The organism is Listeria swaminathanii, from assembly GCF_014229645.1.
In the GTDB taxonomy this organism is placed as follows: Bacteria; Bacillota; Bacilli; order Lactobacillales; family Listeriaceae; genus Listeria; species Listeria swaminathanii.
Genome location: NZ_JAATOD010000002.1, coordinates 130,221 through 153,443, shown reverse-complemented (window position 1 = coordinate 153,443; position 23,223 = coordinate 130,221). Strand labels below are relative to the sequence as shown.

The window sequence follows — 23,223 nt, the reverse complement described above, 5'->3', positions numbered from 1 at the left end:
TCTATATGGAACAAACTTATGTAATGGTTAAGCCGGATGGCGTGGAAAGAGGACTTATTGGTGAAATTATAACAAGAATTGAGCGAAAAGGCTTGAAGCTTGTTGCTGGAAAATTAATGCAAATTGACCGCGAATTAGCAGAGAAACATTATGCGGAACATATTGGGAAACCTTTTTTCGAGGATTTAATTGGCTTTATTACTTCTGGACCTGTATTTGCGATGGTGTTAGAAGGCGACGGGGCGATTACGACTGCGCGCCGAATGATGGGGAAAACGAATCCATTAGAAGCAGATCCTGGAACTATTCGCGCAGATTATGCGATACATACTAATCGAAATGTGATTCATGGTTCGGATAGCCCAGAAAGTGCGAAACGGGAAATTCAACTATTTTTTGAACCGCATGAAATTTTAAGTTATCAAAAAGCAATCGACACTTGGATTTAACATAGCTCAGAGTTTAGGGAAACCTAGGCTCTTTTTTCATAGAGAAATTACCATTTAATGCGGTTTTTTGGTAAGATGAAAGAATGAAACTAAAGTATTGTGTTCTCGCTTGGCATATGTTAAGATATTACACATATACTTTAAAGCGCTAAAATATAAACGCTAGAAATACCTAGCTGAAATAGAAAAAGGAGAGATGAGCAGATGAGATACTTAACGGCAGGAGAATCACACGGACCGGGGCTTACAACAATTATTGAAGGATTACCAGCAGGAATGCCTCTACTTGCAGAAGACGTAAATAAAGAGCTAAAAAGAAGACAAGGTGGACATGGTCGAGGAGCGCGGATGCGGATTGAAAAAGACCAAGTACAAATCACGGCTGGAATTCGTCATGGTAAAACATTAGGCGCACCGGTTGCGATGTTTGTTGAAAATAAAGATTGGAAACATTGGGAAACAGTTATGAGTATTGAACCAGTCCCAGAAAAAAATGAAAAATCTCGTCGCGTATCCCGTCCACGTCCTGGACATGCGGATTTAGTTGGCGGCATGAAATATGGTCATAACGATATGCGTAACGTACTAGAACGTTCTAGCGCGCGTGAAACGACTGTCCGCGTGGCAGCAGGAGCAGTAGCGAAAAAACTATTACATGAACTAGGTATTGAAGTGGCCGGACATGTACTTGAAATTGGCGGGACTCGTGCGAATTTAACACGTGATTACGCGGTTGAAGAAATCCAAGAAACATCCGAAGCTTCCCCAGTTCGTTGTTTAGATGGCGTTGCTGCAGAAGAAATGATGCAAAAAATTGATGACGCTAAGAAAAATGGCGACACGATTGGTGGAATCGTCGAAGTAGTTGTTGGCGGTGTACCAGCTGGACTTGGTAGCTACGTACAATGGGACAAAAAATTAGATGCGAAAATTGCTCGTGCGATTGTCAGTATTAATGCATTTAAAGGCGCTGAATTCGGTGTCGGTTTTGAGGCTGCTAGAAAACCTGGTAGCGAAGTGATGGATGAAATTTTATGGAGTAAAGAAGATGGCTACACTAGACGTACAAACAATCTTGGTGGATTCGAAGGCGGAATGACAAATGGTATGCCAATCGTTGTTCGCGGCGTAATGAAGCCAATCCCAACTTTATACAAACCACTGCAAAGTGTTGATATTGATTCTAAAGAAACATTTAATGCCAGTGTAGAACGTTCGGATAGTTGTGCAGTACCTGCTGCAAGCGTGGTAGCTGAAGCTGTTGTCGCTTGGGAAGTTGCAGTCGCTGTTTTAGAAAAATTTGATGGTGATCGTTTTGATACGCTTAAAAAACATGTGGAGGAACACCGAAACTTAACGAAGGAGTTTTAAACATGCCAGAAATTACAGTCCGTGCTAAAAGTAAAACATACCCAGTATATATTAATGAATTCGCACTTGAAGATGTCCGGGAAAAATGGACAGAGAGTCTAGCTAAGTTTTCCCACGTGTTTGTTTTAACGGACGGACACGTGGCGGAACTTCATAAAGCGAAACTTGACGCAGTGCTTGCTGATTTGCCTGTAGTCACTTATTATGTGGCACCAAACGGCGAAGAAGCGAAAACGTTTCGTGTGTATGAAGACGTGATGACAAAAATGATTGAAACAGGACTAGATCGTAAAGCTGTTTTAATTGCTTTTGGTGGAGGCGTTATTGGTGATTTAGGTGGTTTTGTCGCTGCTACGTATATGAGAGGGATTCCGTTTTATCAAGTTCCTACGACGGTTCTCGCGCATGATAGTGCGGTTGGTGGCAAGGTCGCGATTAATCATCCACTTGGCAAAAACATGATTGGCAACTTTTATCAGCCAGAAGCGGTCATTTACGATACGCAGTTTTTTGCTACTTTACCAGAACGGGAAATGCGCTCTGGTTTTGCGGAAATGATTAAACATGCGCTCATTAGTGACCTGACTTTATTACGTGCTTTAATGGATACCTTTACGGAGCCGAAAGACTTTTATACGAAGGATTTGACGCCATTTTTACAACGTGGGATTGAAATTAAGGCAAACATTGTTGCGCAGGATGAAACTGAGCAAGGTGTGCGCGCATTTTTGAATTTTGGTCATACGTTTGGTCATGCCTTAGAAGCTTACGGCAACTTTGGCAAATGGCTGCACGGCGAGGCGATTACTTACGGGATGATTTACGCGCTAACGATGAGTGAGACGGTTTACGGACTGGATTTTGATTTAGCAGAGTTTAAAACGTGGTTGGGCCAGTTAGGCTACGATACGACTTTTGACGCGACCGTGCCTTTTAGCTGTATATTGGAAAATATGCGTCATGATAAAAAAACAACTTTTAATGAAATAAGCATGGTTTTACTGGAAGAAATTGGTAAACCGGTGATTTTTAAAGCAGAAGATGAATTGATTTTTGAAACATATAAACGTGTGATGCGAAATGGAGGGGATATATTTTGAGAGCGATTCGCGGGGCAACAACAATAGAACATAATACAGCAGAAGAAATTTATGCAGCTACGAAAGAATTATTTGAAGAAATTTTAACTCAAAATGGGATAACGGATAGTGAGCAACTAACGTCGGTTATTATTACGGTGACAGAAGATATTTTTGCCGCTTTTCCAGCAAAAGCAGTGCGTGAGACATCTGGTTTTGAATACGTTCCTGTTATGGGGATGCAAGAAATTCCGGTGCCAAATGCGCTTCCAATGTGTATTCGTTTCATGGTATTCACAGATTTACATAAACCACTCGGAGCCATCAACCATGTCTACTTACGAGGAGCAAAAGTACTACGCCCAGATTTAGTAAAAGAGGAGGATGCGTAATGAAATGGAAAAAATCACTTGCAGGTCTATCTTCTTATAAACCTGGGAAACGCGAAGAAGAAGTGATGGCAGAACTTGGTTTAACGAAAATTACCAAACTATCATCTAATGAAAACCCACTAGGAACTTCTCCAAAAGTGGCGGCGCTTCAAGCCAATTCTAGCGTGGAAACAGAAATTTATCCAGATGGTTGGGCTTCTAGTCTACGTAAAGAAGTGGCTGAATTTTATCAATTAGAAGAAGATGAATTGATTTTTACGGCTGGCGTGGATGAATTGATTGAACTGTTGACGCGGGTTTTGCTTGATACGACGAAAAATACCGTGATGGCGACACCGACATTTGTGCAGTATCGCCAAAATGCGTTGATCGAAGGCGCGGAAGTAAGAGAAATCCCACTGCTTGTGGACGGTGCGCATGATTTAGAAGGCATGTTAAACGCGATTGATGAAAAAACGACGATTGTTTGGATTTGTAATCCGAATAACCCGACTGGGAATTATATTGAGCTAGCGGACATTCAAGCATTTTTAGACAAAGTACCGAGCGATGTACTTGTTGTTTTAGATGAAGCGTATATTGAATATGTGACACCACAGCCTGAGAAACACGAAAAACTAATTCGCACTTATAAAAATTTAATTATTACCCGAACTTTTAGTAAAATTTATGGTTTGGCAAGTGCTCGTGTAGGTTATGGTATCGCGGACAAAGAAATAATCAATCAGCTTAATATTGTTCGACCGCCGTTTAACACAACGAGCATTGGCCAAAAATTAGCAATTGAAGCGATTAAGGATCAAGCTTTTATTGACGCATGCAGAACTTCTAATGCAAATGGAATTAAACAATACGAAGCGTTCGCTAAACGTTATGAACAAGTGAAACTATATCCGGCGAACGGTAACTTTGTTTTAATAGATTTAGGAATCGAAGCAGGAACTATTTTTAGCTACTTGGAAAAAAATGGCTATATTACTCGTTCTGGCGCAGCACTTGGTTTTCCAACAGCTGTTCGAATTACAATCGGAAAAGAAGCAGAAAATAGTGCGGTAATTGCACTTTTAGAAAAATTATTGTAAGTGTTTGGAGGCGTTTTTGAATGAAAGGGACGGTAGTTATTGTTGGGCTTGGATTGATTGGTGGTTCTATTGCCCTTGCGATTAAGGCCAAACATCCAGAAGCGCATATCATCGGAATTGACGTTTCCTATCATTCGTTAGAAGTTGGGAAGTCTCTAGGTGTCATCGATGAAATTGGCGAAAGTATTTTAATAGATGGACCGAAAGCAGATTTACTTATTTTCTGTTGCCCGGTAAAAGAAACAGAACAATTACTCGCGCGCATACCTGAACTTACTTTAAAGAAAAATGTGATTGTTACTGATACAGGCAGTACAAAAGGAACAATTATGGAAGCATCCACAGCGCTTCGGGAAAGTGGTATTACATTTATCGGCGGTCATCCAATGGCTGGCTCACATAAAAGTGGTGTCCGTGCTGCTAAAGAATTGTTGTTTGAAAATGCCTATTACTTGTTAACACCAACGAAAGATGTCGCAGAAGACAAAGTCGCGGAGCTTAGAACGTGGCTGTCTGGTACGAATGCTAAATTCTTAGTGTTAACACCGAATGAACATGATGAAATTACAGGGATGCTAAGCCATTTACCGCATATTGTAGCGGCGGCTTTAGTTAATCAGACGCAAAGTTTTACAGAAGAACATCCAGCTGCATTTCGACTGGCGGCAGGAGGCTTTCGTGATATTACACGGGTCGCTTCTTCTGATCCAAGAATGTGGACGGACATTTCTATCAGTAACCAAAAAACGTTAACGAAACAGTTGACGATTTGGCGCGATAGTATGAACCAAGCGCTTGAAATGCTCGAAAGTGAAGATGCTACATCGATTTATGCATTTTTTGATGGGGCAAAAGAATTTCGCGATTCCTTGCCAGTTCATCAAGGTGGAGCAATTCCTGCGTTTTACGATTTATTTGTCGATGTACCAGATTATCCAGGGGTTATTTCTGAGGTGACGAGATATCTCGGCGAAGAAGAAATTAGTTTAACGAACATCAAGATTTTGGAAACACGCGAAGATATTTTCGGTGTGTTACAAATTACTTTCCAATCAGATGAAGACAGGGACCGGGCGAAACGTTGCATTGAAACGAGAAGTAACTATACATGCCATTACGAATAGGAGCGAAATGACGATGAAATTAATTACAAATAAACAAGGACTAGTTGGTGCAATCACAGTCCCTGGAGATAAATCGATGTCCCACCGCAGCATTATGTTTGGGGCAATTGCAGAAGGAAAAACGGTCATTCGTCATTTCTTACGTGCAGATGATTGCCTTGGAACTATTAAAGCTTTTAAAGCACTAGGCGTAAAAATAGAAGAAACCGATGAAGAAATTATTGTTCATGGTACTGGCTTTGATGGCTTAAAACAAGCGGATGGCCCTCTTGATATTGGCAACTCGGGAACAACAATTCGCTTAATGATGGGGATTTTAGCAGGACAAGACTTTGATACTGTCATTTTAGGCGATGAATCAATTGCAAAACGACCAATGAACCGCGTGATGCTTCCTCTACAACAAATGGGTGCCAAAATGCATGGTAAAGATGGTTCTGAATTTGCGCCAATTACAATCGTTGGCAAGCAAACACTAAAACGAATGGAATATCATATGCCAGTTGCTAGTGCGCAGGTAAAAAGTGCGATTATTTTCGCAGCATTGCAAGCAGAAGGTGAAACGATTATTCATGAAAAAGAAAAAACGCGTGACCATACCGAGCATATGATTCGCCAATTTGGCGGTGAAATTGAAATGGATGGTTTAACAATTCGCGTCAAAGGCGGCCAAAAATTCACTGGACAAGAAATGACTGTGCCAGGTGATGTTTCTTCCGCGGCATTCTTTATCGTGGCTGGTTTAATCACGCCAGGCAGTGAAATTGAACTAACACATGTTGGTTTAAATCCTACTAGAACAGGGATTTTCGATGTCGTAGAACAAATGGGCGGCAGTTTAGAAGTAAAAGATTCCAGCAGAAGTACCGGGAAATTAGCAGGTACTGTTGTTGTAAAAACGAGCGAGTTAAAAGGAACAGAAATCGGTGGCGATATTATCCCTCGTTTAATCGATGAAATTCCAGTTATCGCACTTTTAGCAACGCAAGCAGAAGGAACAACGATCATTAAAGATGCGGCTGAATTAAAAGTCAAAGAAACGAATCGTATCGATGCCGTTGCTACGGAGCTAAACAAAATGGGTGCTGATATTACGCCAACCGAAGACGGCTTAATTATTCGCGGGAAAACACCACTTCATGCGGCCAATGTAACGAGTTACGGCGATCACCGCATTGGGATGATGCTGCAAATTGCTGCACTTCTTGTTGAGGAAGGCGACGTGGACCTAGAACGCCCAGAAGCAGTTTCTGTTTCCTACCCGACATTCTTTGAAGATATTAACTCCCTTTTAAAATAATAATGACTACCAGTGCTGAGTGCGAAAACATCGGCGCTGGTATTTTATTTAAGAGAGGCAATCACTTTTTCTTATGTAGGAAGTAATGGTATAATAGAAAAACGACTTATTATTAAAGAAGGTGCCGAAATGGAATTAGCTAATAAAATGTTACATGCGTTAGAGCATGAAGATATGGTGCTTGCGAAGAAGTATTTTGATGAAGTAGTGCAGGCGGGAACAGATGAGGAACAATACTATTTAGCGGAAGAATTATTTGCACTAGGATTTTTAGATGAAACAGAAGATTTATATGAACTTCTGTTAGCTAAATACAAGGATGAAGGCGAATTGCTTGTCCGTGCAGCCGAGGTCGCGCTTGAAAAAGACGATATCGACGCTGCGCAAGATTATTTAGAAAAAGTGAACAAAGAAGATGAAGCATATATTGAGAGTTTGCTCGTGTTAGCTGATTTATATCAAATGCAAGGTTTGTTTGAAGTAAGTGAGCAAAAATTACTCGAAGCCAAACAAATCGCGCCAAATGAGCCGATTATTGATTTTGCACTAGGGGAATATTATTTATCCCAAGCGAGATTCGCGTCCGCTGTACAGTCTTATCAAACGGCTGTCGAAGCTGGGTTAACGATTATTTCGAACGGTGCTGTGTCCGTCTATGAACGGATTGCCGAAGCGTTTGCTGCTAGTGGTGCGTTTGAAGAAGCACTATCTTACTACGAACGCGCGCTTGAAGACAAAGAATCGGTCGATACACTTTTCGGGATGGGATTAACGGCTTATCAGGCCAAAGATTATACGAAAGCGATTCACGCGCTCGAACATTTGCGCGAACATGATCCATCGTACACAACGCTCTATTCTTATTTAGCGAAAAGCTATGAAGAAAACGGCGAACCGGAAAAAGCGATTGCGGTACTCAAAGATGGTTTAACGCAAGATGAATTTAATAAAGAAATGTTCCTAGAAGCTGGGAAACTGGCTGTTACGATGCGTTTACCGGAAGAGGCAGAAGAATTTTATCGTCAGGCAATTGTGCTGGATGAGGAATATTCAGAAGCGATTATGCAACTGAACAAATTATTACTTGCGAAGGAAGACTATGAAGGTGTGATTGAATTAGTGGAAGGCCTCGGGGAAGAAGTTGTTTCCGAACCACAAATTTTCTGGGACGTAAGTGTTGCATATCAGGAAACAGAACAATATAATAAAGCAAAAGCAAATTATGAACTCGCTTATCCACATTTTACAAATAATCCTACGTTCTTAAAGGAATACGGTTTATTTTTAAGAGAAGAAGGCGAACACGCGAAATCACAAGAAATTTTGCGTAGTTATTTAGAACTTGAACCAGAAGACACAGAGATTTTATCTTTAGTTGATTAAACTAAAAAGAATGCAGGAAGGGACTGAGGAAAGATGAAGGCATCCATTTCAATAGACGAGAAGAAAGATTTTATTCGCTGGTTTTTAAACAAACATCAAATGAAGAGTAGAGAAGCAATGTGGGTTTTAAATTATATTGCTGGCCATGATCAAATTGTAAAATATGTTCATTTTGTTGATAATTTGGAAGGGTGTGCGCGTGGGCTTTCACTTAGTGCTCACGGGGTTGAATCCGAGCCGTTCCTATTTTTTAAAGGCAACATTATGACGACAGATCCAGAAAAAGCATTTCACGATATTCGTTTGAATTGGGATGAAGAGTTATATGTCGAACTTCATTTTGAAGAGGCGATGACTTCACCAGAATACGCGCTTGTTCGTGAAGATAATCCTTTTGCGGCTTTGAAGCTTGCAGATGAGGAAAAAGAAATGGCCGATGCGCTTATTTATCAATCTGTGCACCAATTTTCAAGAGAGAAAGTATTACAACAAATCGATGAGGCGCTTGATACACGTGATGAAGCAACTTTTCATAAGCTAGTTCGAATTTTACAGCAAATGGATACGGAAAAAGAATAAGGGATAAATCCTAGTGAGTAGGGGAATGGTGTAAAAAGCGCATCGTTTCCTTGCTTTGCTAGGATTTTTTTAAGGAGCTGGATACATTGTTATATAGTTTACTCGCAAATCGAGCCTTTTTACGAGTGCTTTTTTTCGGGAATTTACTTGGAGCGATTTATGGATACATATGGTATTTACCACAATTACAAATGACAGAGCCTCGTTTTTGGCTGTTTGTGCCAGATAGTCCAACGGCAATTCTGTTCTTTACTTTGGCGCTAGTTGCTTTTATTGGGAAAAAGCACTGGCCTTTGATGGAGGCGCTCGGATTTGTTTGTTTAGTGAAATATGGTTTGTGGGCAGTTGGTATGAATGTTTTTTATATGGTTGATCAAGGAATGCTAGTTTGGGGCTCTGTTGTGTTAATTTTGACGCATGGTTTTATGGCAGTGGAAGGTATTCTTTATGCGCCGTTCTATCGTTTTCGGATTGGTCATTTTATGATTGCAGCTGTCTGGGTGTTTCATAATGATGTCATTGATTATTTATTTGGTCAAATGCCGATTTATATGGGGTTAGAAAAATTCTTGCCGGAAATTGGCTACGCAACTTTTTGGTTAACGGTTGTGGTTTTATGGTTTGTATATGAAAAAACCATAAAAAAAGGCCACCTTACATTAGAATTTCCTCATGATGAGGGAAAGAGGTTGAGTCTTAGTGGTAGTTAATTTATACTAAGAGATAAGGATATTCACTGAAAAAAAGTAGTAGGAGGAAGATGATTAGATGTCGTTTAGTCAGTATATTATTTATTTTATCATCGTTGCGGCAATCCCACTTTGGGCGCAGTATCGAGTTAAAACTACCTATGCACACTATTCCAAAGTTGGTGTAGCAAATGGTTTAACTGGTGCGGAGGTTGCACGTCGTATTTTGGATACAAATGGTTTAACAAATGTTCCTGTCCATGAAACGAAAGGAATGTTAAGTGACCACTACGATCCTAGAAAAAAAGCTGTTTTCCTTTCAGAAGCTAACTTCCGCGGACGTTCTATCGCCGGGGCAGCAGTTGCAGCCCATGAAGTAGGACACGCGATTCAAGATCAACAAGATTATGCGTTTATGCGTTTTCGTTCGGCGCTTGTTCCGATAACGATGTTTAGTTCCAATATTTCTTGGGTGTTCTTGATTATCGGAATGCTCGCAAACTTTGCTAGTTTCATGTTACTAGGGATTATTTTGATGGCTGTAGGAGTACTTTTCCAATTAATTACATTGCCAGTTGAATTTGACGCTAGTAAACGAGCACTCGTTCAATTAGAGAGCGGTGGACTGGTTGCATCATCAGAACTTCCACAAGCGAAAAAAGTACTAAGTGCCGCTGCAATGACGTATGTTGCTGCAATGGCTGTAGCTGTACTGGAACTTCTAAGATTACTACTTATTTTTACGAATATGAATCGAAATTAGATTTTAAAACAAACCTGAGAGCTTTCTCAGGTTTTTGTTTGGTGAAAAAGGCTTGGCAGTGAGACGAATGCTTGCTATACTTAAACACGGATAAAGTAAAGGAGCGGGACAATGGATTATGATGTAATTGTCATTGGTGGCGGGCCATCTGGACTTATGGCGGCAATCAGTGCAGCAGAGAAAAATAAACGAGTACTATTAATTGAAAAAGGGCCAAAACTGGGACGTAAATTAATTATGTCTGGTGGCGGACGTTGTAATGTAACGAACAGACGACCAGCAGAAGAAATTATTAAGCATATTCCTGGCAATGGTCGCTTTTTATATAGTGCGTTTCATGCGTTTGATAATGAAGATATTATTCGCTTTTTTGAGAAGCTTGGGGTGGCTCTAAAAGAAGAAGACCACGGCAGAATGTTTCCTGTATCGAATAGCGCGCGTTCTGTTGCTGAGGCGATGATTCAGCGGATGGAAAAGCTTGGCGTGAAAATCTACATGCAAACAGCTGTAAAACAAGTTGATTACGAGGATGGACATGTTAAAGGTGTGACGCTCAAAGACGGCCAAGAGATTTCAGCTAGCGCGGTAATTGTCGCAGTTGGCGGTAAATCTGTTCCTCGGACAGGCTCGACTGGTGACGGATACGCTTGGGCGAAAAAAGCGGGACATACTATCACAGAGCTATATCCGACAGAAGTGCCGATTACTTCGAGCGAACCTTTTATCAAGCAAAAAGTGCTACAAGGGACGTCGCTTAGAGATATTTCACTATCGGTTTTAAATGCAAAAGGCAAGCCGATTATTACCCATCAAATGGATATGATTTTTACGCACTTTGGTGTGTCAGGGCCAGCAGCGCTTCGTTGTAGCATGTTTGTGCTTCGCGAATTAAAGAAAACGGGCGCGGGTACGGTGAAGATGCGTCTTGATTTATTCCCGAATGTGTCAGCTGGGGAACTTGCAAAAGATGTGTATAAATTATTAGAGGAAAATCCGAAGAAAGCATTGAAAAATTCTTTAAGTTCGCTTTTACAAGAGAAAATGTTGTTGTTTTTACTTGAAAAAGCAGAACTAGATGAAACGGCTGAATATAAACAAGTGAGTCCGAAAAAAATCGAGCAGTTTATTCAGTTATTAAAAGATTTCACTTTTGAGGTGAATGGTACGCTTGATTTTGAAAAGGCATTTGTAACTGGTGGTGGGGTTTCTGTGAAGGAAATCAAGCCGAAAGAGATGCAGTCGAAGTTGATGGAAGGACTATTTTTCTGCGGGGAAATACTTGATATCAATGGCTATACAGGCGGATATAATATTACTTGCGCGCTAGTGACTGGGCATACGGCAGGAGCTTACGCGGCGGAAGTTTCAAACGCATAAAAAAAGCACCAAATCTGTTTTTCGCAGATTTGGTGCTTTTTTATTTTTAACCGATTAATTTTTCGTGGAACATTCTTTGGCAAAGTTCCATTTTTTGTTCTTCGTTTAGATCTTTGGTGTTTAAGCAGTAGCCGCTGATACGTAAGATTACTGGGATGCCGGCTTTGATTTTTTCGATAACTTCTTCATGATTAAGAACGTTTAAGTTGATATGTTGACCACCTTTTGTAAAGTAACCGTCAAGAATACCAACTAGGTTATGATGTTGTTCTTCGGTTGTTTTACCGAACATTTTTGGAGCTCCTTGGATAGTTAAGGAAATTCCGTCATTAGCATAGTGGAATGGTAATTTAGAAAGGCTTGCAAGGTTATCTAAGAATCCACCTTTTGCTTTGTTTGAAGGGTTTGCTCCTGGGCTGAAGAATTCTGGTTCTTTGATGATTTTACCATTTTCATCGAATACAGGTCCTTTATGCACTGGGGAGTTACCACATTGTTTAGAGTAAGCAACGTTAGAAGTGATTGTTAGAACAGAAACAGTTGCTTCACTATCTTTGTAAAGTTTATGGGAATCTAATTTGTCTTTGAACATTTTTAGAACCATTACAGCGATGTCATCGGCACGGTCGTCATTTTCACCGTAACGAGGGAAGTCGCCTTCTACTTCATAGTCATATACAAAGCCATCTTCGTCGCGGATAGTTTTTACTTTGGCGTGTTTAATCGCACTTAGGCTATCTACAACGTTAGCGAATCCACAAATACCGAAGCCCATGTTCGCTGTTACTTTGGATGGTAAGAAGGCCATTTGCATGCTTTCGTAGTTGTATTTGTCTGTCATAAAGTGGATGATGTTCATTGCATCAACGTATGTGTCTGTTAACCAGTCCATTGATTTATCAAATTTTTCTAGTACTTCTTCGTATCCAAGGTATTCGGTTGTAATTGGTTCTACAACGTTGAATACTTGGTTTTTGTGAAGGTCATCTTTACCACCGTTGATTGCGCCAAGAAGACATTTAAGGACGTTGACACGAGCACCAAAATATTGCAGGTTATGTGTTTCGCCTTTATCTTTGTCTGCTTCTGGGTTAAGTGGGCTAACACAACAGCTGATACATTGCATATCGCCGTAGCCTTCTTCTTGCATTAATTTATCATTTTCATATTGAATGGAGGAGTGTTTGACGCTCATTTTCATACAATATTCTTTAAAGCTTTCAGGTAAACGAGCATCCCAAAGGACAGTTAAGTTAGGTTCTGCGGAGTTTCCTAGGTTGTCTAGGCAGTGTAAGAAACGATAATCTGTTTTTGTCACACGATGACGACCGTCTGCCCCCATACCAGCCATAGATGTTGTAACGAATGTTGGGTTGGAAGCGTAAAGTTCGTTATAACCATCTGTTCTTGCAAAACGAACCATTCTTAATTTAAGCGTTAATTGCTCGATTAATTCTTGCGCATCGAATTCGGTGATAATGCCTTTTTCTAAATCGCGTTGGATGTAGATATCAAGGAAAATCGGAATACGACCGAATGAGCTTGCAGCGCCGTTTGCTTGTTTGATAGAAGCAAGGTAGCCCATGTAAGTCCATTGTACAGCTTCGGTTGCATTTTCAGCTGGACGGCCAAGTTCTAAACCATATTCATTACCTAAAACGATTAAGTCTTTCAATGCTTTGATTTGTAACCAAATTTCTTCACGTAGACGAATATTTTCATCAGAAGAAATGGCAATTTTTTTCAAGTCTTGTTGTTTTTCAGCGATTAAACGATCCACGCCGTAAAGTGCTGGTTTTTGGTATAAGCCGATGATTCTTCCGCGCGAATATGCATCTGGAAGACCACTAACGATATGCGAGTGACGCGCACGTTTGATATCGTCTGTATATGCTCTAAAAATACCATCATTAGCAGTAGAACGGTTTTTTAAGTAGAAGTCATGTAATTCTTGGTCGATCGAATAGCCGTTGTCTGTTAAACATTGTTCCGCAGTTCTAAGACCACCATTTGGCATAAACGCTAATTTGAATGGTTTATCTGTTTGCAAGCCAACGATGACTTCATTTTCTTGGTCAACGTAGCCAGCTTTGTGAGATGCAACATTCGATACGATAGCGTTATCCATATCGAGCACGCCACCTTTTGCATCCATTTCTTCTACTAGTTTATTTATTTTTTCATTTAGTTTAGTTGTTCTAGGTGTACTTTTTTCTAAGAAGCTTTCATCGCCATCGTAAGGAGTGTAGTTATCTTGGACGAATTGTCCTACACTAATATTTTCTTGCCATGCGGTTCCTTTAAAACCATCCCATGCTTTTGTCATGATTATTTCCTCCTTCAATTGTGTTCCTTTTCACTTAAAGCCAGAAACAAGTCTTTAGAATCTTTCTTCATTGAACAGCATACTCCTTTGTGAAAATGAAAACAATATAAAACTAGAAAGAAAATAAATTTCTTTTATATAACTAGAAAAGGCTTTCAAGGGCTGTGTTAATACAGTTTTTCAGCTTAAAATGGGGCGGGGGGCGAACCGCAGAAAAAGAAGCCTAGCTAATGTGCTAGACTTCTTTTATGTTTGAAACTTCTTCTAAAAAAGTGTCGACAATGCTGTCACGTTTGTCAACGAAATTTGGGTTGGCTCGGCTTGGGTGGACGCGGTTAGAAAGGACGATTAAACTGGCTTGGTGTTTTAAATCGAGCACCATGAAAGTTCCGGTGAAGCCGGTGTGATATAAAACAGACTCGCCGCGCAGGTCCCAGCCTAGCCCGCGACTTCGATTGAGGCCAGGGGTATGATTGGTTTGCATGAGCTGTAACATTTGTTCAGAAAGGATTGGTGCTCCGTGTTGCAAAATAAGCGCATCCCGAAACTTGGAAAGATCAGTTAGCGTACTAAAAAGGCCAGCATGACCAGTGCCAGATTTGGCGGTCCAAGCTTTGAAGTCATGAACAACGCCTTGGATTAAGCCGCGTGTTTGATCAAGTTCAGTCGGGATGACTTGTTCTTTATTCGTTGGATGAAAACTGGATTGTGTCATTTTTAGTGGTGTTAAAATATGTTGTTGAATGGCTTGCTCGTAATTACCTTCCATTTTATTAATCAGATAGCCGAGTAATAGAAAATTAGCATCGGCATAAGTGACTTCCGTGCCAGGCGGATTAACTTGCGGTGTGGCATAAACATAGCGCATAACGTCTTCGGGATTGTTCATTTGGAAGTTAGGAATGTTTTGCGCAAGACCAGAACTGTGTGTTAATAAATGTAAAATTGTCACGTTTTTGTGCTGGAAATTTGGTAAATACATTTGAACAGGATCTTCTAATTGGAATCTGTGTTGTTCGATAAGTTGTAAAATACGAGTAGTCGTAGCAATTACTTTGGTCAAAGAAGCGATATCATAAATGTTTTCTGTTGTTCTTGGTAGAATTTGCGCTTCTGGAAAAACGGATTTTAACCCCATAATGTTATTTTCTTCCAGCTGGTTTGTCTTGATTTGATAACTAATTCCGGGAGTGGATCCGTTTTGGACGAGTTGATCAAGTGAATGCTTCGTTTTATAGAACATAGCTAAACTCCTTTATAAGTAGGCTGCCACATTTCAAGTTCTACGGCTGCGGTGACATCCGTTAATTCTACTTGCTGGATATTTTCTTTTAATGCCTGATTGGCGACAGCAATTGCCACGGCTCGAGAGGTTTCTCGAAGGGTGCTCACGTGTGGTAAAAGGGCAGCCCCAGGTTCATTTGGCGAAATTTGTTTAGCGACAGCCATTGAAGCTGCAGCGAGCATGCCATCTGTAATATATTTGGCGCGAGTAACAAGGGCACCTAGTCCAAGTCCTGGATAAAGCAGGGCATTGTTTGCTTGGCCAATTTCATAGGTAGTATGTTGGTATTCCACTGGTTTTGAGGGACTTCCTGTGACGATAAGTGCTTTTCCATCGGTCCACTTAATCAAATCAGCGGCGGTTGCTTCGGCTAATTTGGTTGGGTTAGAAAGTGGTAAAATCGCTGGACGTTCCGTGTGCTCCGCCATTTTTCGAACAATGCTCTCTTTAAACGCACCAGTGACGCCAGAACAGCCAATTAGCATGGTTGGATGAACGGCTTCCACCAAATGTTCTAACGTATCAGTCGGCGTATTAGCCCAGTCAGAAGCAGCGTGTGCATATTTCTTTTGCCCAGCTGTTAAGTCTGTCATATTGTCCAGCACTAATCCATTTCGATCAACTAAATAAAAATGTTTTCGAGCATCTGCAAAAGGAAGACCTGTTTCACGCATCAACTGTCCACTAAGCTGGTCAGCGATACCGATGCCCGCCGTTCCAGCGCCAAATATAATGATCTTTTGTTCGCTTAAAGGAATGCGGGAAACTTGAATGGTGGCAAGGACAGCGGCAACGACCATGGCACCTGTTCCTTGAATATCATCATTAAAAGTACAAATTTTATCACGATAATTATGCAAAATTCGACTTGCGTTTGCGCGACCAAAGTCTTCCCAGTGAAGGATTGCTTTTGGAAAAACGCTTTGCATACTATCGACCAATTGAGCGATAAACGTATCATATTCGCTTTCTGAAAGTCGCGGACGTTTGTTGCCTAAGTAGCATGGGTCTTCAAGGAGAGTCGCGTTATTTGTTCCAGCGTCAATCACAACAGGGAGCACCCGGTCTGGCGCAAGTCCAGCGGCCACCGTATAAACGGCTAATTTACCAACTGCGATTTTGACACCATTTACGCCCCAGTCACCAATGCCGAGCACGCCTTCACCATCTGTAATTACGATCATATCGATATTTGGATTGTTTTTGGCATAGTTTTCAATTGATGTGCGCAGTTTTTCTGGAGCAAAAGCATCAATAAATAAAGCTTCATCAGGAGCCGTGTAATCTTTATGATAATGGATTACGGCGTCGCCAATCGTTGGTGTATAAATAATAGGCAGATATTCGGTGACGTTTTTGGTCACGACATAATAATAAAGTGTGCGATTTTCGTTATATAAGTTTGTTAAAAGCTGATGTTTATGTAAAGCTGTTTCTAAGCTTGCTAGTTGATGTTCGATGCGCGCGGCTTGTTGTTCGATTGTTTCAATCATTGGTGGTAGTAATCCGTCTAATTGATAGCTGATTCTTTCTTCACTTGTGAAAGCAGTTCCTTTGTTTAATAACGGATTATTTAGATAGTCAAAACCTGGTTTTACAGTCATTTTCAGCACTCCTTTTCATTCTATTCTATTTTACATGGGGGCAAGAAGAATAACAACTGATTCAAAATAAAAAGAAAACCTGACAAAAATCAGATTTTCTTTTGTTAAACTTAATGAAAATAATAACCTTGCGCGTAAGGAATGCCGATTTCTTGAAGGAATTCTAACTGCTCTTTTGTTTCGACTCCTTCGACAATCAAGGATTTATGGTGTTTCTTGACGTAATTATGCAGTTGCTCAAAGAAGATTTTTTTGCCATCGCTCTCAAATAAATCTCGTAGTAATAAGCGATCGGTTTTTACAAAGTCAGAATGGTGCGCAAAGACGCGATGCAAGTCCGCATAACCGGAGCCAAAATCATCAATAGCGAATTTAGTCTCATGTTTTTTCTGGAATAAAAGCAGTTGTTTTTCTAGCTCGTTCATTCGTTCTTGTGGCAACTTGGATGTTTCCAAAAATTCAAAAACTATTTTCCCGTTATCAAGAAGGGTATCATGCAGTTCTTCTTGATTTTCTAAAAAGGTATCATAGGAAATATTGACAAATAATGGCGTGTCTCCGCTCTTGTCAAAGCGTTTCACGGCATTATGAAGCGTGAGCAGCTCAAATGCTTTTTGCAGACCATCCTGTTCCGCTTCTTCGATAAAATCACTGATGGCGTTCCAGTGATCGGTTTTCAAGCGGGTGAGTGACTCATAGCCGAAAACTTGCGTATTTTCAACAGCAACAATCGGTTCATATATTGTATCAAAATGATTTTGATCAATAATCTCACTTACGGAGGGCTTTTTCATTTGTCCAACTTCTTTCCGTTATTTCTTAAGAGTTATTTCTTTATTTATATAATCGAAAAAATGGGTCGTTTCAGGATTTGACGTGTCCATTTTCTCTAACAACTCTTTGGTGATTTTACCATTTTTAGCTTGATTTGTCTTGTTAAAATACTGTGTCAAAAAGGCATAAACGGCTGTGGATTCGTTTTCTGTGCTAGGTTTCTTCGTTTCCCTTTGATAACGCGCATAAATTTTCCCTTTGGAAGCTAGTTCGGTTTGTAAAAAATTATCGAAATTTGGCTCTATATCGCCATTTTCGTCGTAGTAAGCAAGTGCGATGAGCATTTGATCAATCATATTGACTTCGTTTGCGTCGGCATAGTGAAATTGTCCATTTTGAAATACTTCTGTAAAAAATGGTTCGGCGTTCACCGTTTGAATGGGTAGATAGGCTTTGTCGCGATAATTAATCTGTTGCATTGCTTGGATATTTAAATAGCTTAGATGAAGCGTGTCAGCTTTTTTTTGATGGACGAAATCATAGAAATCTACCGGAATACCTTGGTCAGCGCTATATTTTTTAGTGTTCGCGAGTAGTTTGTCTGCGAGTGTTTTGTAGGATTTGTAGTCGAATTTCTCACTAGCTTGATAAAGTGCTTCGGTGATGCGGAAATCGTCTACAATGGCATTCGTCGTGGTCGAGTCAGTCGCTTCCCATTTAATAAAGTGATCTTTTGTTATAAAGTTTTTTTCTAAAAGGTTTACTTGTTCTTGGAAGGTTTTGCTATCATTTACTTCGACTAAATATTCCATGTAAAGTCCGATGCTCTCGGCCAAATAATGCGGTTCTTTTGCATTTTTGTAATCGATAATCAGATCGTTTTTGGCAGTATAATTTTCTTTTACATAGGTTTGAACTGAGGTCGAAGTTGGCGTTGTTTCTTTCGGTGCGCTGATAGGTTCTTTCGGTTCTGGGCGGAGGAGAAAGTAAAGTCCGGCGCCAAAAAGGACAAGTAAAATCAATATAAGGATAATTCGTTTCATTCAAGTTCCCCCTGATGAACGGCAATTTGGTTGCGTCCGTTTTGTTTTGCTTGATAAAGGGCTTGGTCAGCTGCTTCAAAAAGGGATTCCGTTGTTGCAAAATTGGAACTGGCGGAAGCGACCCCGATAGATACGGTCACTTTGCCGCTAACGGGATTGTAAGGGAACTTGGCCCGTTCAATTTCTTCCCGGAAAAAATCAGCAATAAGAGCAGCTTGAGCAGTGTCAACATTTTGCAGTAAAACAGCGAATTCTTCACCGCCAATTCGAGCAAACATTGTCCGTGGCGGAAAGGTTCGGTTTTTAAGAATGCTACTAAACTGGGCGAGAACGGTATTGCCAGCTTGGTGGCCGTGGAAATCATTAATTTCTTTAAAATTATCAATATCGATAATGAAAAGTGATAGCGCCTTTTTCCTTTTCTGCGCTTTTGCAAAAATCCATGCGAATTGTTGGGTGAAAAAGCGCATATTCGGTAAATTAGTTAAACTATCGGTCATGGCAGTTTCGGTCAGATTTTGGATAACAAGGTTACTTTTATCAATATAGTTACAGGCATAAAACACAAGCAAAGCTGTCACAAAGAACAGCAAGAAGTACTCAAGAATTTCAAAACCGCGCAAAATCCGTCCCTGGTCAAAATTATTCACGAAATAATACAGGAGCGCTGGGAAATTTAAAATAATCAAAGCGACAAATCGCGAAAAGCGTTGTTTTTTCCAAAAGGTAATAAGTAAGCAAGCGGCGAAAATTAGCGTCATCAAAATAATATAACGACTAGTAATGGGCGAGGTTATATCAAAACTAATTCGGCCGAAAAGCATAACCAAATAAGCAAAAATGAGTGGCACTCGGCCACCAAAAACACTCGTTACCATCAAAATTAAAATCCGCATATTCGTGTAAATGACTGGGTTGTTTTCGTAGGCGCCTTCATAAATAAAGTAAATACCAGCCAGGCCATAATAGACACCAAGGAGAATAGAAAGAAATAGTCGTCTATTGCCATTTTGGAACCAATTTGGGCGATATTGTCTTATTTTTCGAAAAGACATCCCCTGGATAAAAAGGATAGCAAGAAAGAGCGCTAAACTATCTATGTATGAATTAATTAGCTCGAACAAATGGATTCATCTCCTTTTTACTCTCTTAAATAACTGGTTCTGTTTCGCGAATATGTACTTGGTTTCGTCCATTTCGTTTCGCATTGTAGAGGGCTTGATCGGCCGCGTGCAGTAAATCGTTCGCGCTTGAATAATTGCTACCATCATAGTTCGCAATCCCAGCCGAAATAGTAATGATAGAGCCAGAAGCGACAATCGGTACATCAATTTTCTCGACTTTTCGCCGGATTTTTTCTGCTAAATGCTCTGTTTCACTGACAGCGATATTCGGCAAAATAATCGCAAATTCCTCGCCACCAATCCTTGATATAACTGTATTCGGTGGGAAACTGATTTTTAGAAGCATCTGACTAAACGTAGATAAAACACCATTTCCGGCTAAATGCCCATATGTATCATTTACCCGTTTAAAATAATCAATATCAATAATAATGACACTTAAATTCGATTTTTTTAAAGTAGCGTAGTTAAAAGCAGCTTCGAATGCTTTTTCAAAATGGCGAAAGTTTGTTAAACCTGTTAGCGGGTCAAGGATAGTGGATTGTTGCAAGTCGTATATGAGTTTATTAGACGTATCGATGTAATAAGACGCTGAAATAATAATAAAGGTAATAAAAAAAGAAACCGCAAAGTAGAGTATCCAAACAGGTAAGGAATCCAGCGTATAGGCTAAATGTATTTTTTGATGTAAATAAAATAGCATCAGCGGAATCGCGGTGAGTTTGACTAAAACGACTTTTTGAACGGAACTAAGGCGTAATTTGGCCACTTCCATACAAATGAAGTGAAACCCGATAATTAAAAATACATAAATAAAATTGGCGAAAAGCGCATCACCCAGTAATAATTTTCCTGTTACGATAAGTATTAACGCAATGGTAGCCGGGCCAGCTGATGAGAACAAATGAAGTACGATTAAAATATTGAGTAACATATCGGTATAAATCCCAGAGTCCATACCAGGTAATCCGCGGATAATAAAATAAACACCTAGAAGGCCGTAGTAAACGCCCAGTGCATAATTAATAATTTCATTGGCAAATTTGATTTGGAACCAAGCGGGCTTTTTTTCTCTAATAGACCGAAGCGCCATTCCGTGAAAAAAAAGCGCTGATAAAAAAAGCGCCATGCTGTTCCATAATGAATCAAGAATATTTGGCATAAAAAAATCTCCCATATCTCAGCATAACTAATCAGCTGAAAAGTTAATATAGGCAGAATGAAAAAATAAATGAATTTTTAGCTGAGACGCAGTGCAAAAAACCAACCAATGAGCGAAAGCGTTCTCTAAGAGGATATGTGGTAATGACAACGAGATAAGCCAAAATCTGCCTTTTTGTAATTAAAGCTGGATTTCAGTACAATGGATAGAATGAAGTAGAGGATTTTTAGTAGTTTGTAAACTTAACTATTTTCACATATTATTACAAAGAGTTATCAAAAAGTCAACTTGTGTCACAATTGATATAGAGGGGTGTAATCATGCAAAAAATAGTCATCATTGGCGGTGGAATTGTCGGCGCCAGCGCAGCATATTTACTATCAAAAGAAAATGTTCAAATAACGTTAATTGATTCTGGTGAGCCGGGACAAGCAACACGTGCCGCAGCGGGGATTATTTGCCCGTGGTTGTCTAAAAGGCGGAATAAATATTGGTATGAACTGGCGAAAAATAGTGCGGCTTTTTATAAGGAAATAGCGCATATGTTGGAAGAAGAAACTGGCCGCGATTCAGGTTACAAACAAGTCGGCGTGCTTGCGCTTCGTTCAACCGAGGATAAAGTAACAGAGCTATTCAACCTCGCAAAAGAGCGGCGCCTTGAAGCTAGCGTGATGGGGGAGATTGCCAAACTATCAGAAGCAGAAACTAAGCAAAAATTTCCGCTCGTTAAACCGGGATTCGGTTCTGTTTATGTAAGTGGAGCAGCACGCGTGAATGGCGGCTTATTTTGTGAAACATTACTTTATGCGGCAAAAGAAAATGGTGTGAAAATCAAATCTGGCCGCGCTCGTTTTTCAACAAATGGAGAAATTTTTGTTGGCGAGGAAAAAGAAAGCTACGATAAATTAATTATTGCATCGGGTGCTTGGTTGGCCGATTTGCTACAAGACGCTGGTTTACATACAGATGTTTTAGCGCAAAAAGGGCAATTGTTGGCACTGGATTTTAGCGAGTTTGAAACGGATGATTGGCCAGTGATATTGCCACCTAGTGCAAAATCAATTGTTCCTTTTGATAATGGAAAAGTTATTGTTGGCGCAACACATGAAAAAGCTGCTGGCTTCAATACAGAGCCAACAGCAGCAGGTAGAGCAGAAATAATAACAGAAGTTAGTCAGTTTATGGAAGGTGATTTGGAGCAGAAAATCGCTAGTGTTGCTGTCGGAACAAGACCGTATACACCTGACTTTGCGCCACTCATTGGGCAGTTACCTGGTTTCGATAAGGTGTTTTTAGCTAATGGTCTCGGCGCATCTGGTTTAACAACGGGACCATATGTCGGTAAACTTTTGGCGGATTTGGCTCTTGGAAACACAGTCGATTTAGCTTTAGAAAATTACGAACCTAGCAAATATATTAGTAAATAGGATTTTTATTTTCATCAAGTGTGAAACCTTCACCCATCACATCATGCACGACGCTAACGGAAACAAAAGCGTGCGGATCAATCGCCTGCACAATATTTTTTAATTGAATGATTTCATTTTTAGCAACAACAATATAAAGAACGTCTTGTTCATTTTTCGAAAAACCGCCACGGCCTTCAAGCACCGTCACACCGCGGTTCATCGCAAGCATTACATGGGAAGCAATCGCATCATTATCTTTGGAAATAATCAGTGCGCCACGAGCCGCATAAGCTCCTTCTTGAACAAAATCGATTACCCGAGAACCGATGAACACCGCGACAAGTGTGTACATTACTTGGCGAACGTCCAAATAAGAGAGGGAGGCAACGAGAACAATCGCATCAATCGCAAATAGCGTGCGTCCCATACTAATTCCTTTCGTATGATTAAGCAATTTAGCGATAATATCACTGCCGCCAGTTGTCCCACCGTAGCGAAACACAAGGCCGAGTCCAATGCCACTAAAACCACCAGCAAACAGCGCTACGAGCAGCAAATCACTATGCAAATCTAACGTATAAGGAATGCGCTGGAAAATCCATAAAAACAGCGACAAACTCACCGTGCCAATTCCGGTATAAATCAGTGAACGATTACCGAGAACGCGCCACCCTAAGATAAATAAAGGGATATTCAAAATTAAGTTAGAGTAGGCTGGATCAATTTGGAAGAAGTGCAGTAGGAATAAAGTGACCCCTGCGAGTCCGCCTTCCCCGAGATTATTAGCAATATTAAAGTTAACTAATCCAAATGCGTAAATCGCTGTACCAAGCATAATAAAGCAAATATTTTTCATACGAAGTGTTTTTAGCATCGCTTTTTCCCCTCCCTGGAACCTATTTAATATG

Annotated in this window: 21 protein-coding genes; 13 read left to right on the top strand and 8 right to left on the bottom strand. The window is 40.3% G+C overall.

Translation table 11 applies throughout. The features are described from left to right. The first annotated feature begins 5 nt into the window (after window positions 1-5). The 12 genes from ndk (at window position 6) to HCX62_RS07865 (ending at window position 11,588) form a co-directional block, all read left to right on the top strand. On the top strand, window positions 6-449 hold the full coding sequence (gene ndk / locus HCX62_RS07920) for a nucleoside-diphosphate kinase (protein ID WP_185638287.1): 444 nt from the start codon (window positions 6-8) through the stop codon (window positions 447-449). A 204-nt stretch (window positions 450-653) separates the two neighbouring features. Next, the gene (gene aroC / locus HCX62_RS07915; protein WP_014602113.1) at window positions 654-1,820 is read left to right on the top strand and encodes a chorismate synthase; all 1,167 of its coding nucleotides are present in this window, start codon (window positions 654-656) and stop codon (window positions 1,818-1,820) included. A 2-nt stretch (window positions 1,821-1,822) separates the two neighbouring features. Beyond that, a complete protein-coding gene (gene aroB / locus HCX62_RS07910) occupies window positions 1,823-2,920 on the top strand; it encodes a 3-dehydroquinate synthase (RefSeq protein WP_185638285.1) in 1,098 nt (365 codons plus the stop codon). After that, window positions 2,917-3,291, top strand: a complete 375-nt coding sequence (gene aroH, locus HCX62_RS07905; protein ID WP_185638283.1) for a chorismate mutase — start codon at window positions 2,917-2,919, stop codon at window positions 3,289-3,291. The genes aroB and aroH overlap by 4 nt, the downstream gene beginning before the upstream one ends. Next, the gene (hisC, locus tag HCX62_RS07900) at window positions 3,291-4,373 is read left to right on the top strand and encodes a histidinol-phosphate transaminase (RefSeq protein ID WP_185638281.1); all 1,083 of its coding nucleotides are present in this window, start codon (window positions 3,291-3,293) and stop codon (window positions 4,371-4,373) included. The genes aroH and hisC overlap by 1 nt, the downstream gene beginning before the upstream one ends. Before the next feature lie 20 nt (window positions 4,374-4,393). Beyond that, a complete protein-coding gene (locus tag HCX62_RS07895; RefSeq protein ID WP_185638279.1) occupies window positions 4,394-5,497 on the top strand; it encodes a prephenate dehydrogenase in 1,104 nt (367 codons plus the stop codon). 13 nt (window positions 5,498-5,510) lie between these two features. Continuing rightward, entirely contained in the window at window positions 5,511-6,797 is a 1,287-nt protein-coding gene (gene aroA / locus HCX62_RS07890) for a 3-phosphoshikimate 1-carboxyvinyltransferase (protein WP_185638277.1), read from the top strand. Between the two features lie 129 nt (window positions 6,798-6,926). Continuing rightward, window positions 6,927-8,180, top strand: coding sequence for a tetratricopeptide repeat protein (locus tag HCX62_RS07885; protein ID WP_185638275.1), 1,254 nt, complete (start codon window positions 6,927-6,929; stop codon window positions 8,178-8,180). 33 nt (window positions 8,181-8,213) lie between these two features. Further along, window positions 8,214-8,759: a proteolytic degradation factor ReoY gene (gene reoY, locus HCX62_RS07880; RefSeq protein WP_185638272.1), complete on the top strand. Its 546-nt coding sequence runs from the start codon at window positions 8,214-8,216 to the stop codon at window positions 8,757-8,759. Between the two features lie 86 nt (window positions 8,760-8,845). After that, a complete protein-coding gene (locus tag HCX62_RS07875; RefSeq protein ID WP_185638271.1) occupies window positions 8,846-9,469 on the top strand; it encodes a DUF1405 domain-containing protein in 624 nt (207 codons plus the stop codon). A 58-nt stretch (window positions 9,470-9,527) separates the two neighbouring features. Continuing rightward, window positions 9,528-10,211: a zinc metallopeptidase gene (locus HCX62_RS07870; protein ID WP_008948252.1), complete on the top strand. Its 684-nt coding sequence runs from the start codon at window positions 9,528-9,530 to the stop codon at window positions 10,209-10,211. Between the two features lie 111 nt (window positions 10,212-10,322). Then, complete coding sequence (locus HCX62_RS07865) at window positions 10,323-11,588, top strand: BaiN/RdsA family NAD(P)/FAD-dependent oxidoreductase (protein ID WP_185516643.1); 1,266 nt, start codon at window positions 10,323-10,325, stop codon at window positions 11,586-11,588. A gap of 46 nt (window positions 11,589-11,634) precedes the next feature. Here the strand turns inward: HCX62_RS07865 and pflB are convergent, their stop codons facing one another. The 7 genes from pflB to HCX62_RS07830 all read right to left on the bottom strand — a co-directional run bounded on the left by pflB (window position 11,635) and on the right by HCX62_RS07830 (window position 20,906). After that, window positions 11,635-13,914 carry a formate C-acetyltransferase gene (gene pflB, locus HCX62_RS07860; protein ID WP_185638269.1) on the bottom strand — a complete coding sequence of 760 codons (2,280 nt, stop codon included), beginning with the start codon at window positions 13,912-13,914 and terminating at the stop codon, window positions 11,635-11,637. A gap of 235 nt (window positions 13,915-14,149) precedes the next feature. Beyond that, window positions 14,150-15,157 carry a serine hydrolase domain-containing protein gene (locus tag HCX62_RS07855; RefSeq protein ID WP_185638267.1) on the bottom strand — a complete coding sequence of 336 codons (1,008 nt, stop codon included), beginning with the start codon at window positions 15,155-15,157 and terminating at the stop codon, window positions 14,150-14,152. Window positions 15,158-15,159: 2 nt separating this feature from the next. After that, complete coding sequence (locus HCX62_RS07850; protein WP_185638265.1) at window positions 15,160-16,803, bottom strand: NAD-dependent malic enzyme; 1,644 nt, start codon at window positions 16,801-16,803, stop codon at window positions 15,160-15,162. A gap of 110 nt (window positions 16,804-16,913) precedes the next feature. Beyond that, the gene (locus HCX62_RS07845) at window positions 16,914-17,597 is read right to left on the bottom strand and encodes an EAL domain-containing protein (protein ID WP_185638263.1); all 684 of its coding nucleotides are present in this window, start codon (window positions 17,595-17,597) and stop codon (window positions 16,914-16,916) included. Between the two features lie 18 nt (window positions 17,598-17,615). Beyond that, window positions 17,616-18,620: a glycoside transferase gene (locus HCX62_RS07840; protein WP_185638261.1), complete on the bottom strand. Its 1,005-nt coding sequence runs from the start codon at window positions 18,618-18,620 to the stop codon at window positions 17,616-17,618. Then, entirely contained in the window at window positions 18,617-19,744 is a 1,128-nt protein-coding gene (locus HCX62_RS07835) for a GGDEF domain-containing protein (RefSeq protein ID WP_185638259.1), read from the bottom strand. Before HCX62_RS07835 ends, HCX62_RS07840 begins: the two co-directional genes overlap by 4 nt. Window positions 19,745-19,769: 25 nt before the next feature. Further along, window positions 19,770-20,906: a GGDEF domain-containing protein gene (locus HCX62_RS07830; protein ID WP_185638257.1), complete on the bottom strand. Its 1,137-nt coding sequence runs from the start codon at window positions 20,904-20,906 to the stop codon at window positions 19,770-19,772. Between the two features lie 320 nt (window positions 20,907-21,226). Here HCX62_RS07830 and HCX62_RS07825 point away from each other — a divergent pair, with 320 nt between their 5' ends. Then, window positions 21,227-22,333 (top strand): NAD(P)/FAD-dependent oxidoreductase, encoded by a 1,107-nt coding sequence (locus HCX62_RS07825; RefSeq protein ID WP_185638255.1) that lies wholly within the window; start codon window positions 21,227-21,229, stop codon window positions 22,331-22,333. Here HCX62_RS07825 and HCX62_RS07820 read toward each other — a convergent pair. After that, on the bottom strand, window positions 22,323-23,189 hold the full coding sequence (locus tag HCX62_RS07820; RefSeq protein ID WP_185638253.1) for a YitT family protein: 867 nt from the start codon (window positions 23,187-23,189) through the stop codon (window positions 22,323-22,325). The two genes, HCX62_RS07825 and HCX62_RS07820, sit on opposite strands and share 11 nt — an antisense overlap. Window positions 23,190-23,223 lie beyond the last annotated feature (34 nt).